Source organism: Aeromonas sp. TS_SC_11 (assembly GCF_057318915.1).
Window position 1 is genome coordinate 1,561,790 of sequence record NZ_CM170470.1, and the last position, 14,387, is coordinate 1,576,176.

At 61.0% G+C, this 14,387-nt stretch carries 14 protein-coding genes; 6 read left to right on the forward strand and 8 right to left on the reverse strand.

What is annotated here, in order from left to right; all coding sequences use genetic code 11:
• Positions 1 to 20 precede the first annotated feature (20 nt).
• Positions 21 to 419 carry an STY0301 family protein gene (locus AC1P02_RS07355; protein WP_485184764.1) on the reverse strand — a complete coding sequence of 133 codons (399 nt, stop codon included), beginning with the start codon at positions 417 to 419 and terminating at the stop codon, positions 21 to 23.
• Between the two features lie 41 nt (positions 420 to 460).
• Positions 461 to 1,987, reverse strand: a complete 1,527-nt coding sequence (locus AC1P02_RS07360; RefSeq protein WP_059169219.1) for a mechanosensitive ion channel family protein — start codon at positions 1,985 to 1,987, stop codon at positions 461 to 463.
• A 115-nt stretch (positions 1,988 to 2,102) separates the two neighbouring features.
• Here AC1P02_RS07360 and AC1P02_RS07365 point away from each other — a divergent pair, with 115 nt between their 5' ends.
• Entirely contained in the window at positions 2,103 to 2,516 is a 414-nt protein-coding gene (locus AC1P02_RS07365; RefSeq protein ID WP_170321039.1) for a hypothetical protein, read from the forward strand.
• 11 nt (positions 2,517 to 2,527) lie between these two features.
• On the opposite strand, the gene AC1P02_RS07370 is transcribed toward AC1P02_RS07365, so the two are convergent.
• The 3 genes from AC1P02_RS07370 to AC1P02_RS07380 form a co-directional block, all read right to left on the reverse strand.
• On the reverse strand, positions 2,528 to 3,307 hold the full coding sequence (locus tag AC1P02_RS07370) for a gamma-glutamyl-gamma-aminobutyrate hydrolase family protein (RefSeq protein WP_058394819.1): 780 nt from the start codon (positions 3,305 to 3,307) through the stop codon (positions 2,528 to 2,530).
• 366 nt (positions 3,308 to 3,673) lie between these two features.
• A complete protein-coding gene (yidA, locus tag AC1P02_RS07375; protein WP_485184766.1) occupies positions 3,674 to 4,483 on the reverse strand; it encodes a sugar-phosphatase in 810 nt (269 codons plus the stop codon).
• Between the two features lie 169 nt (positions 4,484 to 4,652).
• Complete coding sequence (locus AC1P02_RS07380; RefSeq protein WP_059169221.1) at positions 4,653 to 6,320, reverse strand: flagellar assembly protein A; 1,668 nt, start codon at positions 6,318 to 6,320, stop codon at positions 4,653 to 4,655.
• Between the two features lie 288 nt (positions 6,321 to 6,608).
• Between AC1P02_RS07380 and AC1P02_RS07385 the strand changes: the two genes are divergently transcribed.
• Genes AC1P02_RS07385 through AC1P02_RS07395 form a run of 3 tightly spaced genes read left to right on the forward strand, consistent with a single transcriptional unit; the run spans position 6,609 to position 9,596 of the window.
• Positions 6,609 to 7,583: an HlyD family secretion protein gene (locus AC1P02_RS07385; protein ID WP_485184768.1), complete on the forward strand. Its 975-nt coding sequence runs from the start codon at positions 6,609 to 6,611 to the stop codon at positions 7,581 to 7,583.
• Positions 7,576 to 8,505, forward strand: a complete 930-nt coding sequence (locus tag AC1P02_RS07390; protein WP_485184770.1) for an ABC transporter ATP-binding protein — start codon at positions 7,576 to 7,578, stop codon at positions 8,503 to 8,505. The genes AC1P02_RS07385 and AC1P02_RS07390 overlap by 8 nt, the downstream gene beginning before the upstream one ends.
• Positions 8,502 to 9,596 (forward strand): ABC transporter permease, encoded by a 1,095-nt coding sequence (locus AC1P02_RS07395; RefSeq protein ID WP_275907999.1) that lies wholly within the window; start codon positions 8,502 to 8,504, stop codon positions 9,594 to 9,596. Before AC1P02_RS07390 ends, AC1P02_RS07395 begins: the two co-directional genes overlap by 4 nt.
• Before the next feature lie 44 nt (positions 9,597 to 9,640).
• Here AC1P02_RS07395 and AC1P02_RS07400 read toward each other — a convergent pair whose 3' ends face one another.
• The gene (locus tag AC1P02_RS07400) at positions 9,641 to 10,804 is read right to left on the reverse strand and encodes a CinA family nicotinamide mononucleotide deamidase-related protein (RefSeq protein WP_485184772.1); all 1,164 of its coding nucleotides are present in this window, start codon (positions 10,802 to 10,804) and stop codon (positions 9,641 to 9,643) included.
• Between the two features lie 58 nt (positions 10,805 to 10,862).
• Positions 10,863 to 12,101 (reverse strand): HD-GYP domain-containing protein, encoded by a 1,239-nt coding sequence (locus AC1P02_RS07405; RefSeq protein WP_409011629.1) that lies wholly within the window; start codon positions 12,099 to 12,101, stop codon positions 10,863 to 10,865.
• A gap of 145 nt (positions 12,102 to 12,246) precedes the next feature.
• Between AC1P02_RS07405 and metA the strand changes: the two genes are divergently transcribed.
• Positions 12,247 to 13,191: a homoserine O-acetyltransferase MetA gene (gene metA, locus AC1P02_RS07410; RefSeq protein WP_021138958.1), complete on the forward strand. Its 945-nt coding sequence runs from the start codon at positions 12,247 to 12,249 to the stop codon at positions 13,189 to 13,191.
• A 15-nt stretch (positions 13,192 to 13,206) separates the two neighbouring features.
• Here the strand turns inward: metA and AC1P02_RS07415 are convergent, their stop codons facing one another.
• Complete coding sequence (locus AC1P02_RS07415; protein WP_170946446.1) at positions 13,207 to 13,725, reverse strand: cyclin-dependent kinase inhibitor 3 family protein; 519 nt, start codon at positions 13,723 to 13,725, stop codon at positions 13,207 to 13,209.
• Between the two features lie 158 nt (positions 13,726 to 13,883).
• Here AC1P02_RS07415 and AC1P02_RS07420 point away from each other — a divergent pair, with 158 nt between their 5' ends.
• Positions 13,884 to 14,354, forward strand: coding sequence for an Lrp/AsnC family transcriptional regulator (locus AC1P02_RS07420; protein WP_021138960.1), 471 nt, complete (start codon positions 13,884 to 13,886; stop codon positions 14,352 to 14,354).
• Positions 14,355 to 14,387: the final 33 nt, after the last annotated feature.

The window sequence follows — 14,387 nt, forward strand, 5'->3', positions numbered from 1 at the left end:
CCGGCTGCTATTTGCGGCCCTTATTGACGGCAAATCAGTCCGCGCAGCTGGTCATGGTCGGTCTGGTTGACGCGGCAGTTGTTGATGCCCGGGGGGAGCGCCTGCTGCAAGGTAATGGCTGTGCCCCCATAGTGGCAGACCAGATAAAATGGGCGTGGATTGCGGCTGTCCAGACTCCAGTAGTGAGTTTCGTCGTTGTCACCATTGTCCGGTTTGAGCTGGGCAAGCTCGCCCGGATCACCATCGAACAGGGCCAGGTTATCCAGCCTGTGGCTCAGGGGCTGGACCGCTTCTCCCTGGTTGTTTCGGGCCACGGCTTGCCAGCCCCGAGGCTGGCTCATCAGCTGCTGGCGGGTGTCTATGGCTTGCGGGCAGTCAAATTGCAAACTGGCGCTCAAAGCCAGTGCGGTCAGTAACATTGTGTGGGGTCTCCCGGTATCATGTGGTGCCCCATGCTACGTCATCCTCCACTGAACAGCTTCATCAGTTTATTGAGCAGATCACGCTGTTGCGGCGGTTGCTTCATGGACTCAGCCTCCCTTGCCAACAGTGTCTGCTGCTCCTGCTCGCGACTGCTCAGCACCCGATAGAGTGGCTCGACCAGAGACTCCCTGTGCATCACCAGCTCCTGGAACATGGCCTGATTGATGCGGTAGGTTTCAACGGTGCCGAGTGCCCGCACCGTGAAGGGACTGGGGTCGCCGGTGAGCAGGCTCAGCTCGCCGAAGAAGTCGCCGGTGTTGAGGGTGCCGAGCGGCAATTCACGCCCCTCCACTTTGACCAGCATTTCAGCTTCTCCTTTGACCAGCACGAACAGCCAGCTGGAAACCTCCCCCTGCTCCAGCATGATATCGCCACTGACGAAGGGGGCGAATTTGACCTGATCGGCGAGCTGGATCAGCTCATCCTCCTGCAACATGGCAAACAGCGGCAACTTGCGCAGGGTGGCTGTGCGCTCGACTGTGTGGCGCTTGTGGCGGGCATCCTGATGCTGTTTCTCCTTGGCCATGAAGACATTGAAAATGGGTGGTGTGAGACGCCGGTCGTTACGGCGCAGGGCGGCATCGATAAGGCTGCGCACCATGGAATCGGTCGGGTCGTCCCGCGCCAGGTCGGTCAGCCAGTAGCGAACGGCATAACGGGCAATGCCCCCTTCCACATTCATCAACAGACAGTCGGGTTGAGGATATTTGGCCACACAGGGCAGGTTGGTTTCCCGCAAGGACTTCTCGATCAGGGCGATGATCTGGGTCGGCAATGTATCCAGGGTCAGATCGAACCAGACCCAGCGCCGCCATTGGAGGGGGGCATTTTGTCGCCGTCCCAGCACGGTGAAACGCTGCTTGAGCAAGTGGCTGTTGGGGATCACCACGGTTTCCCAGTTGCGGGTTTCCATGGTGGTGGCGCGCCAGTTGATCTCCACCACCCGGCCCTGGATGGCTTCCACCTGCAACCAGTCACCGATGGCGATGGAGTTGTCCAGCTGGATGGAGACTCCGGCCAGCAGGTTGCCCAGTGTGTCCTGCATGGAGAAGGCGATGATGGCGGTGATGACGGCCGAGGTGGTGACTATCTCGCCAAGGGCCATGCCGGAAGCGTATAGCCTGAACAGGCACCAGCTGATGTAGCCGATGGTGATGACGATGTCCGCTATGATGCGCGGTATGCGGATCTGGCACAGGGGCAGCAGAAACTGGAACAGCAGTATGCCCCAGACCTTCACCAGTACCAGACCGGCCAGCAGACTGGATATTTCCACCAGCCAGCGGTGGGGTAGCGGCAGGCGGAACCAGCCTCCCTCGAACTGGATCAGCAGGATTACGACCATGCTCATCATGACGAAGCCGAGCTCGGAAACCAGCTCGCGCCGCCGCCCCGGGCTGCGCAAAAAATGGGTGATAAGCAAGAACAGGGTCAGCAGGGTCCAGAACGGATGCTCGCCAATCCACTGCAAGGTAGGTAGGGCAACGAAATTATCGCTAAACATAACAGCCCCTTATCGTTGGATATTTCCAGCATAGCTGGTTAGACAAGGGTAAAGGGTGCGCTGGCGACACGATTTATTTATGCTGTTGGCAGTCTCGACAGGAGAGTGTGACTTGGTGCAATTAACAAAGAAAATCATCTGCTTGGTGGCATTGCTGCCACTGGCAGGATGCGACCTGCTGGCAGACAAATACCGGGTCGAGTTCAGGGATGGATCCTGGCGCGAGATTGCCATTACCCCTTTCTCCGACGAGGCCCGCTGGCGTGAGGGTTGTGCCACCGGCGAGGTGCTGACCGACATGACGTTGCCACTGAAACGGGGCAAGGTGGTGAATGGCCGTGAGCAGCTGCTCATCGGCGGCGAGTTGTTCGAGCTTGACGATGACAACCTTTACCGCAGCAACGGCATGGTGTTTGGCCACACGCCGGACCATATCCAGCGCGGGCTCAAGGGCATGGATGTGTGCCGTACATTGCGCCCCGAGCGTGGTGGCTTGCCCAAGCTCAAGGCGCGGGGGTTTGGCGACTAGGCAATACAAGTTCAGGTGTGTGAGGTGCGAGTCCTGCGCTGACGGCAGGCGTCACCAAAAGCCTGGAAGATCTTGACGGAGTGGGGATTTTCGGTCGCTTTCCACTCCGGGTGCCACTGTACCGCCAGCAGGAAGGGGGAGAGGGTGGGAGCATGAATGGCCTCTACCAGCCCGTCTTCGGCATGGGCCAGCGGCTCAAGCCCCTTTGCCAGCGTCTTGATCCCCTGTCCATGCAGCGAGTTGACGGGGATAGCAGGTTGCCCCATCAGGTCGGCAAACCAGCTGCCGGACACCAGTTCAATCTGGTGACTCTCCCCGTACTGTTCATCGACCGGATCGTCCGAATCTTCCCTGTGATCGTCATAGCCGGGCTCGTTGTAGACCTTCTGGTGTATGTCGCCCCCGAGTGCCACGTTGATCTCCTGCATGCCACGACAGATCCCGAGAATTGGCAGACCGCGATCGAGGGCGGCACGTACCAGCGGAATGTCGAACAGATCCCTGTCTCTGTCCTGCTGCTTCTCCGGGGTAAGGTTCTCCTGGCCATAGAGGGCAGGATCTATGTTGGATCCGGCGCCGCTCAGATAGACGCCATCGGCCAGATCCAGATACTGCGCCAGGTCTTCCGTTCCGCAGCAGGTCGGTACCAGCAGGGGGACGCAGCCACTGATTTCCACCAGGGGCGTGATGTATTTGTGGGTCATTACCTGGTAGGCGTGACCGTTGCGGGGCTGGGCACCCATTGTCATCAGTACGACGGGCTTACATGGGGTGTGGGGTATGCGAGTCATGATTCACCTTGGCTATCCTTTGCAGTCCTGCGCCTTGGGAAGGCCCTTGCTGCCAGCGAGAGGGCAAGGGCATGCCTCAAGGCATGGTCGTGGGATCAGGGTCGTGCCGCAGTACCAGAATCGTCGGTCAGCCTGGGCAATGACGGCCTGGATCCTGATCTCAGTCTGCCAAGGCCGTTCAATATGTCAAACGAAATGATGCTGAAATGTTAATTGTCATGAGCGGCATACAGGCTTGAGTCCCTTTTATAGGGGCTTTGATGCTATGCAGTGGGTATGAAGGGGATAGCCGTGGTGGATATATTAAACATTTGACCAGATTGGCCGGATAGCAGAAGGGGCCCTGGTGGAGGCCCCTTGCTTGGCTCAGGTGTTCAGGATGAACCGCTCGATCACCTGGGCGACGCCATCCTCGTCGTTGCGGCCCGTGATGTGTTGGGCCAGCGCCTTGATGTCATCGGTGGCGTTGCCCATGGCCACGCCCAGTCCGGCGTATTCAATCATGTGATGGTCGTTGCCTGCATCCCCCACGGCGATGACCTGGGAGGCGTCAAGGCCCAGATGTTCGGCCAGGGCGGCGACCCCTGTGCCCTTGTTGCTCTGCTTGTTCATGAATTCGAGGAAGAAGGGGGCGCTCTGCACCACAGTGTAGCGCTCGTACAGTTCGGCTGGCAGGCGCTCGATGGCGTGGGAGAGCTGGGGCGGCTCGTCGATCATCATCACCTTCATGATCTGTTCGTCGGCCGCCAGAGTGGCAAAATCGATCAGATTGATGGGCATGCCGATGAGGCGGGATTCGTGCTCTGTATAGGTGCTGACTCTGGGACTGATGAGACCCTGGCTGACCGAGAAGCCGTGTACGTTCACCTCCAGCTCGTCGGCCAGTCTGGCGATGGCGCTGGCGTCGCTTCCGGTGAGCAGCTGGCTGCGAATGATGCGCTGGTCGGCAACCTGCTGCACCAGAGCGCCATTGTAGCAGATGACGTAGTCATCCTGACCGGTGAGGCCGAGCTCTGCCAGATAGCGGCTCATCCCTTCCAGCGGGCGGCCCGAGGCAAGTACCACTGTCACTCCCTTGGCGCGGGCGGCGGCAATGGCGGCGTGGGTGCGGGGTGAAATCTGGCCCTGAGGGTTCAGCAGGGTGCCATCCATATCCAATGCGATCAGCTTGTACATCTTTCACTACCTGAAGTCTGGCTGGCCCGCCCAATGGGGCCAATGGGAGGCCGAGTGTAGCGAAAATCGCCGCCTGGATCACGGATTGACGGGATGGATCCCGAGTATTGGGCGCCCGCTCGCAAGGTGGAAGGGCGATGAGGAGAGGGCCGGTAGTCTCCGGCCCGGGTCATTTGTGTGGTTCGTACGGGATCAGCTGTACCTGATCCTCGCGAATGGCAAAGTGGATGGGGCCATGTTCGATATCGACCCGGCAGTGATAGTGCGCCATCTCCACCTCGACCCCGGGGAAGACCCGTTGGGTGGCGATGATGTCCATCTCCGCCATCAGCTTTTGCAGCTCCTCCTGGGCTGCCTCCAGCTGCTCATCCAGCAGCTTGCTCTCCTCGAGATGCTTGGTACGGATCAGCTTTATCTTCTGCAGGGTCTCGGGGTTGCGTTTGTCGCTGGGCAACTGCAGCAACTTGAGCAGCAGATCCTGCAGCTTGTCCAATTGATCCCGGCACTCCTGCTTGCGTTGGCGCAGGGCCAGTTCCTGCTCCTTGTGGGTGAAGTAGCCGCCAAGGATTTGCAGCTTGGTGTGGTTGGCCGCAGAGGCTCCCAGGATGGGAGCCATGATGAGACGATTGGCGATGCTGATGCCACCAATCAGGTGGCCCTTGCGCATGCCGCTGTCGCCCACCTTGAGGTCTTGCCCGCTGCGGCTGTAGCAGTGGTTGAGCTGACTCTGGATCTGGATGTCGCCCCCTGCCTCCAGTTTGGCGTATTGGGCATAGCTGGCGTGGATTTCCCCCTGGGCATTGAGGTGACACAGGTATTCACCCTGCTCGTTGCGCCGACCTATGATGCCGTGGCGAACCGTTATGCTGCCGCCGGCTTCGATCTCGCCCCCTTCGATGAAACCACCGATGACGATGTCGCCACTGACCTTGACCTTCATGCCGGGCTGGACGTCGGCATTGACGATGAGCCCCCCTTCAAAGGTGATATGGCCGTGGCGGGCATCCACCTGTTTGACACTCAATACCTCATCCACCTTCATGCCCGTTTTTTCCTGGCAGGGAAGGCCGGCCCGGCTGGCAATCAGCAGGTTGGGGTCATCAGGGGAGAGATAAGTGCCATCGCCAGCGCTCATGGGGCTGTCTTTGCCATTCTTGGCGGGCAGATCCTGGCCCGTGACGGTAAACCCGGGCTCCCCCTGAGTCGCGGGGTGGCGCCGCATCAACTGGGCGCCGGCTTTGACCGTGACTATGGTACCGAGATCCCGCATGTCGACCCGGCCATCATCCCGTTCCTGAGGCTTGAGGATCCGCTCGGCGGGTGTCTCCACCAGTCGCTCCAGACGGGAGTCCTTGCCATTGACCACCGCCTTGCCCAGCGCTACCGGCAACTTGAGTACTGTGCCCGGCGCAGCTTCCTTGGCGGCCAGAATGGCGGCCGTAATAAGGGAGGTCTGTACCCCCTGACTGACCTCGCTCGTCTGGATTGCCTGCTCCAGCTGTTCTGTGGTGAGAAACTTGCCGCCCCAGTCTGCGGTGATCTGGGCAATGGCGCTCATCCGGTCCTTCTCGATGACCAGCGTGACGCGGGCATCGTGGCGCTGGGCAATGGGGACTGGGTTGCCGGGCAGAGAGGTAGCCGGGTTGCTCAACAGGGTATTGAGCAAGCTGATGGCCTGCTTGATCCCCTCCGTCAGCGGCTGGTAGCGGCGACAGTTGGAGGCCAGCAACAGCGCCTGAATATCGCTCTCTGAAACGGGCTTGGTCAACCCGGGCACGATGCGCAGACAGGCGTATTCCATATCGGCTGATAACAGTAACCACTCTTTGCTTAACACCCGGCTCCCTTACTCTCGCCATGATCTCCAGTGAGATCGCTACTTGCTTCTATTTAATCGGCTTTTAATTAAAAACGCGAGCCATCAATATGATGTCGGTCTGCAGTATTCGGGTATTTCTCTTTTTGGGTCAACGCGCTAAGCACAAATGGGTGAGCTGGGACGAGGAAATCAGGGATGACAGCGGGTATGCTGACCACTCAATGAACCGGCTTGTCAGTGAGAGACGTGCCGGCCCTACGCCCCGGAATACCTTGTATCGGGACGAGATTGCAGGTCACGAGAGGAGTGTCGATCTTGCGTCATTGTCTGTTGCCTTTAGGTCTGTTTAGCCTGCTGACTGCCTGCCAGCCACAGGTCTCTACCACGGCGCTCGGTACGCTGGAGCGGGATCGAGTGCTGCTGACCGCCACCGCCAGCGAGATTATCCGGGCCTTGCCGGTGGCCCAGGGGAGCATGGTGGAGGAGGGGACCCTGCTGGCAAGGCTGGACGATCGCCGCCAGCAGGCGGTGCTGGCCCGTGCCCGTGCCGGGGAGGCGCAAGCTCGCGCGGCCCTCGCCCGCATGACCAATGGCGAGCGACCGGAGGACATTGCCGCCGCCCGTGCCAATCTCGACAAGGCCGAGGCCAATGTCAGGGAGAGCGAGCGCAACTTCGTGCGCATCGACCGACTGGTGCGTCAGAAGCTGGTCAGTCCGGCGGATCTCGACAAGGCCCGCGCCCTGCGCGACGGCGCGCTGGCCGAGCAGGATGGGGCCCGCCAGCAGCTCGACAAGTTGGCCCGTGGCGTGCGCAGCGAAGATATTGACGAGGCCGATGCTGCCTTGCAGGCAGCCAGTGCCGAGGTAGCGCTGGCCGAACGGGAGCTGGCGGATCTCTCCATCGTCGCCACTCGCAGTGGCCGGCTCGACAGCCTGCCCTATCATATCGGCGAAAGGGTGTCGGTCGGTGCCGTGCTGGCCGCCATTCAGGCTGATCAGGCACCCTACGCCCGGGTCTATGTGCCTGAGCCCTCCCTCGCCAGTTACCACATCGGCCAGCCGGTGCGGGTGGTGGTGGATGGGGTGGCTGAGCCGCTCACCGGCCGGTTGCGCTGGATCTCGAAAGAACCGGCTTTCACCCCCTACTACGCCCTCAACGAACAGGACAGGGCCCGACTCGTCTATCTGGCCGAGATAGACCTGCCCGACGGGGCGCAGGATCTGCCGAGCGGCTTGCCGCTGCAGGCCGAACCCGGCGATGAGAGGCGCGCTCATGAGTGAGCTGGCGATCCGTGCCAAGGGGGTCAGCCGGCGCTTTGGCGATTTTCTGGCGGTGAACGGGCTGGATCTCTGCGTGCCCAGAGGGCAGATCCACGGTTTTCTCGGTCCCAACGGCTGCGGCAAATCCACCACACTGCGCATGCTGACCGGTCTGCTCACTCCCTCGGCGGGAGAAGTGGAGGTGTTGGGTCTGAGCATTCCGAAACAGGCCGAAGCACTCAGGCGCCGGATCGGCTACATGACCCAGAAGTTCTCCCTCTATGACGAGCTGACGACCTGGGAAAATCTGGAGTTTATGGGGCGTATTCACGGCATGGCTGGCCAGTCGCTGAAGGCGCGCCTGCACGAGTTGCTGGAGACCTATGAACTGACGTCGCTGACGCGGCAGCGGGCCGGTGCCATGAGTGGCGGCCAGAAGCAGCGGCTGGCGCTGGCGGCGGCAGTGATCCACCATCCGGACCTGCTGCTGCTCGACGAACCCACCTCGGCGGTGGATCCGCAGAACCGGCGCGATTTCTGGGAGAAACTGTTCGATCTCAGCGAAGGGGGCACCACCATACTGGTGACCACCCACTACATGGACGAGGCGGAGCGCTGCCATGCGCTGGCCATCATGGAGGCGGGACAGGTGCGGGCCCAGGGATCGCCACAGGCGCTGATGGATGCCATGAGCACCCGGGTGGTGGAAGTGCAGGCCAGCGACTTGCGGCTGCTCAAGCAGCAGTTGCTGCAGCTGGCGCCGGTGCGCTCCGCCGCCCAGCTTGGTCAGCGCTTGCGGGTGCTGGTGGACAAGAATCTGGCCGAGCCTGTGACCTGGTTGCAGCAGGCCTGTCCGGCCTTGAGCGGGGCTGCCATGGCGCTGGTCAGGCCCAGTCTGGAGGATGTGTTTGTCAGCTGTACCGGTCAGGAGCCAGGGGCATGAACAGTCTGCGACGGCTCTGGGCCATTACCCAGAAAGAACTCAGGCAGCTGGCGCGGGATAGACTGACCTTTGGCATGGTGGTGATGATACCCCTGATCCAGCTGCTGCTGTTCGGCTACGCCATCAACACGGATGTGCGCCACATACCGGTGGGGCTGGTGGAGATGAGCCAGAGCGTGCCGGGACGGCTGCTGGTGGAGGCGGTAAAGGCGAGCCAGGTGGTGCGCATAGAACGGCATTACGTGGGGGTACAGGAGGCGGAGGCCGCCCTGACCAGGGGCGAGGTGCGGGCCGTGCTGGTGCTGCCCCCTGACTTGAGCCGCCGCCTCAGCGCCGGTGAGACGGCGGGCCAGTGGTTGGTGGATGGCTCGGATACCATGATAGCCGGGGCCCTGCTCGGTCTTCGCAACATGCCACTCTCGGATCTGAAACCGGGCCTTGAATCTGCCCCACCCACTTTCGAGACAGTGCTCTACTTCAATCCGGCTAGGCGATCTGCGGTCAACATAGTGCCCGGTTTGCTCGGGGTGATCCTCACCATGACCATGATCATGTTCACCTCGGCGGCCATAGTGCGCGAACGGGAGCGCGGCAATCTGGAACTGCTCATCACTACCCCGGTCAGCTCCATGGAGCTGATGCTTGGCAAGATACTGCCCTATATCGGGGTGGGGCTGGTCCAGGTGGCCATCATACTCGGGCTCGGCCACTTCATCTTTGACGTACCGATCAACGGGGCACTCAGTCAGGTGCTGCTGGCGACCCTGTTGTTTATTGCCGCCAGCCTGACCCTGGGGCTGCTCATCTCCACTCTGGCACAGACCCAGTTGCAGGCGATGCAGATGACGGTGTTCATACTGCTGCCATCCATATTGCTATCCGGCTTCATGTTTCCCTATGAGGGGATGCCGGTGGCGGCCCAGTGGATTGCAGAGGTGCTGCCTGCCACCCACTTCATGAGGCTGATCAGGGGCATAGTGCTGCGGGGCGGGGAGCTGTCGGAGTTGCTGACGGATGTGCTCTGGCTGGCGGGGTTCACCCTGCTGGTGCTGACCCTGGCCGCCCACAGGTTCAAGAAGAGTCTGGATTGAAGCGTACGCCGATGCCAGCTTGCACGGGTAGCGGCGTTTGATAGCTAGCTGCTGCGCTGCGTCGTTCTGGCCAGGGTGAGATAGTCGCCAAGCACGGGCAAGCCTTGCAGGTGGCGGCGCAGCATGTCGAGGGCGGCGAAGGCGAGGATTTTGCGTCGGCTCTCGGGGTCCGGATGGTTGACCCTCACCGTCTGGCCGGTCTGCTGTCCATGGGCGCATAGCAGCAGCGGCACGCCGTCAGCCCCCTCTTGTCCTATGGTCAGATGCAAGCCTACTGTGGTGCCGGGCAGCAATGCCAGCTCGCTGGCAAGATGGGGGCTGTAGTGAGCCTCCAGCCGGGGGTGATAGTGGCAGAGTGCAAGCAGGGCACCCCGGCTCTCCCCTTCCAGCAGCGTCAGCGGTTTGTCTCCCAGCAGGGTCAGGATCTGCTGCGCGGGTTCGTCATTCCCGCGTCCCACCAGCCAGGGCTGGATGGCTGCGAGCAGTCGTGCCTCGGCGGCCTCCATGTCTGCCCTGGTCGCACTGTGGCCGATGAGTTTCAGCTCGATCAACGGCATGGCGGAGCGATAGCCCAGCTCTATGCCTGCCGGCCAGGGCGTCGCATCCAGCATGTCCGAGAGGGCCGATTCCGAGATGCCGAAGCTGTAGAAACGGCGCAGCTCAGTGTCTGTCTGCTCCCCAGCCAGCTGTTTGAGGCGCGGCAAGATCTGCTCGCGCACCATCTGCTTGAACTCGAACGGTACGCCCGGGGTGAAGAAGAGCTGACTCCGCCCCTGGCCGTTCATCTGGCTGACCACGAAACCGCAGGCGGTGCCAACCGGGTTGTCCAGGATCTCGCACCCCTGTGGCAGCCAGGCCTGCTTGGCGTTGCTTTGCGCCATGGGTCGGCCCCGACTGGCGTAGCGTGCCTCTATGGTAGCCAGCCACTCAGGGAACAGAGTTAGCGGTTGTCCGAACGCTTCGGCCGCCGCTTGCGCTGTGAGGTCATCGGCGGTGGGGCCCAGGCCGCCGCATACCAGCACCACGTCGGCGCGGCTGGCGCTCTCCTGCAGCACGGTTTTCAGGTCGGTGAGGTTGTCCCCCACTGTGGCACGGCGGCGCACCTGCCAGCCCTGATCCAGCAGCAGGGCGCTGAGCCAGGCGGCATTGGTATCCACCACCAGCCCAGTCACTATCTCGTCTCCGGTACTGATGATCTCGATACGCATGGGTGCTCCTTGGGCTGGGGAAGTGAACCGGGACGGCCATGATCCATGGCCGGGGCAATCAGGGTTTGGCTTGTTCGAAGTAGTAGCTGATCCGGGTGCGTGGATTGAGGTATTCAAACACGGCTGGCGGCAGTCGCTTGGGGTGGATTACCTTGGCGATGGACAGCTCGGCCTGCTGCAAATCTATGATGACAGCCTCCTGGCGAGGGATGCGAGGATCGTACACCAGCACAGAGGGGTAGAGCAGGCGGGAGGCATTGACCGACATCACCAGTCCCACCTGACCGTTGGAGAGCTGCACCACGCTGCCTGGCGGGTATATGCCCATCAACCGGATCAGCATGCTGAGGTATTCAGGGTTGAACTGGGCCTTGCGCTGCTTGTAGAGGCCGCTCAGGGCCGAGTAGGGCACCTTGGCCTGCAGGTGGCAGAGGTTGTCGTACTCGTTGATCAGCGACACCATCTGGGTAAGCGGGTCGAGTTGCCCACCCTTGAGCCCCTCGGGCCCGCTGCCATCCAGATATTCGTGGTGATGCAGCACGATTCCTTTCGCCTCGGCGGGGAAATCCTTGGCCAGATTGAGCAGATCCAGGCCGTAGCGTGAATGCTGGGCCATCAGGTTCTGCTCCGGCTTGGTGAGTGGTTCTGTCTTGCGCAGTATCTGGCTCGGGATCTTCAGCTTGCCGATGTCGTGGAACAGGGCGCCCATGCCGACCTGACGAATTTCGTCGGCCGACATGTTGCACTCCTTGGCCAGCAGCATGCTGAGCACGCTGACGTTGAGGGAGTGGAAGTAGAGGTTGTTGCTATCTTCGCTGTCGGAGACCAGGTGCAGCACCATCTCATCCACCGCCAGCAGTTGCTCCGTCATGGCGTTGATCAGCTCCTGGGCCTCTCCGATGGCGTTGAGGGGACGGGACTGGATCTTGCTCATGACGCTGCGTACTTGCGCAAGGGATTGCTGGAACTGCTTCTCGCACTGCTGCAAATCACGACGATACTGTTGCAACTGCTCGATGCGCTGCTCTTTATCCCGCTGCATCTCGGCCTGGCGCAGCGAGGTGTCCGGCGCCTCTGCAGGCTGTGCCTGGATCTGGCTCAGTGGCTTGGGCGGCGCATCACTTTTGTCCGGAATGATGGTGACCATCTTGAGCCCGAGCCGACGGATCAACTCTATCTCTTCTTCATTCTTGAGCTTGAAGCTGGAAAACAGGAAGGGGTGTTCGCGCCAACCCAGTGGCAGAGAGACGAAATTGCCGACTTGCAGTCGGTCTACGGAAATTTTGATACCTGTCATTGTCTTGGCTGCGAGAGACACACTGAGCCGTATGCTAGTCAAAGGTGGGGGTGAATACAAAAGGTATCTGATGACAGGCTGGGTAGCTTTGTTATAGGCTTCTGGATGTCCAGACATATTTACTGATGCAGTACAGGGAGTAAGCATGCCGATCAAGATCCCGGATCAGTTACCTGCCGCCGAAGTGCTGGGGCAGGAGAACATCTTCGTGATGACGGAATCCAGGGCCGTCACCCAGAACATCCGCCCATTGCGGGTGTTGATCCTCAACCTGATGCCCAAGAAGATTGAAACCGAGATCCAGCTGATGCGGATGCTCTCCAACTCGCCGCTGCAGGTCGATGTGGATCTGCTGCGGATCGACGATCGGGAGTCGAAGAACACGCCTCAGGCCCATCTCGAGAACTTCTATCACGATTTCGAGCAGGTTCGCGGCAACAACTATGACGGCATGATCATCACGGGGGCACCGCTCGGGCTGGTGGAGTTCGAGGAGGTGGTCTATTGGCCGCGCATCGTCGAGATCATAGAGTGGTCCCATCAACACGTGACCTCGACCCTGTTCCTCTGCTGGGCCGTACAGGCGGCGCTCAAGGCCCTGTATGGCATGGAGAAGCAGACGCATGGGGAGAAACTGTCCGGTGTCTATCGCCACCATCGCCTCGATGAGAACGAGCCGCTGCTGCGCGGTTTCGACGACGAGTTCGTCGCGCCTCACTCTCGCTATGCGGCCTTTGACGGGGATCTCATCCGTGCCCACACCGACCTGCAGATCTTTGCCGAGTCCGAGGAGGCGGGGGTCTACCTGGCGGCCACCAAGGATTGTCGTCAGGTATTTGTCACCGGCCACCCTGAATATGATGTGCTGACTCTGGATGGAGAGTATCAGCGGGATCTGGCGGCCGGGCTCGACCCCGTCATTCCGGTCAACTACTACCCGAACAATGATCCGGCCCAGCCGCCGCGCGCCAGCTGGCGCAGCCACGGCCATCTGTTGTTTTCCAACTGGCTCAACTACTACGTCTACCAGCTCACCAGCTATCGGGTGGAAGATATCGGCAAGGTGTTTACCTACCAGCAACCCAAGTAGGGCCAGCGGTCAGGGTCAGTCGGCCTGATCCAGCCGCGTGGCCAGGGCATCCAGCCATTGGCGATGCGCCGGCAGGGTGAAGGCCTTGGGCCTGTGGGCCTTGATGGCGGCCATGGCCTCCTGCTGCGGCTGGCCGAGGGAGATCAGCAGGGCAGCCGCGACCAGACCGGTGCGGCCGCTGCCCCCCTGACAGTGGATGACCAGATGCTTGCCATCGTGCAGCAGCGCGGTCAGTTGTGGCAACGCCAGCTGCCAGGCGTGTTCGAAGGCGGTATCGGGGGCCTGATCGTCTTCGATGGGCAGGTGGAACCAGCGCATGCCTTCTTGCTCGACCTGACGACCGAGGTGCGCCAGATCCAGCTCTGCCAGCTCGGTGGCGGTCATGAGCGTCACTACCCCGTGGGCACCTGCAAACCTCAGCTGATCCAGTGCCAGTGGCAGCGGTACCTGCTGGGTGCCGGGGCAGGGGGTCAGCAGCAACTGGCCATCGACGCGGGGCACTTCCTGGCTCCAGAAGGGATGAGACGAGTACATAAAGGTCCTTATGAGGCCTGCAAGGGGGAGGGGGCCTGACATGGCCCGGATCCTGAGTGCGCCAAAGCATAGGGGGTGCTGCCTCTATGTCAATCTGCGTTGTGTTCGGCCCGGTTTACGGGCAGAGTCTAAAAAATTGATCGGTTCAAGGAGTTAAGATGAGAAACCTGGATCAACTGGATTTGGATATCCTGGCCCATCTGTTTCGCGATGCGGGCATGACCAACAAGGATCTGGCTGCCCTGGTCGGCGTGGCTCCGTCCACTTGCCTGGAGCGGGTGCGCAAGCTGCAGCAGGACGGGGTGCTCAAGGGGGCACATTGCGAAGTGGATCATCAGGCACTGGGTGGCCATATCCAGGCCATGGTTTCGCTGCAACTGGCGCGCCACAGCCGCCAGATCATCGATGCCTTCCGCGATGCCATACTGGCGCTGCCCGAGGTGATCAGCCTGTTTCACATGGGTGGCAAGGATGACTTTCTGGTGCACCTCTGCGTCGCCGATACCGAGCATCTGCGCAACTTCGTGTTCGATCACTTCACTTCACGGGAAGAGGTGGTGCACCTCGAAACCTCGCTGGTGTTCGAGCACAGATTCAGCCGCTCCCTGCCCTGTTTCCTCAATATCTGATGGCGTGTCTCGCCCAATATAAAACCCGCCAAC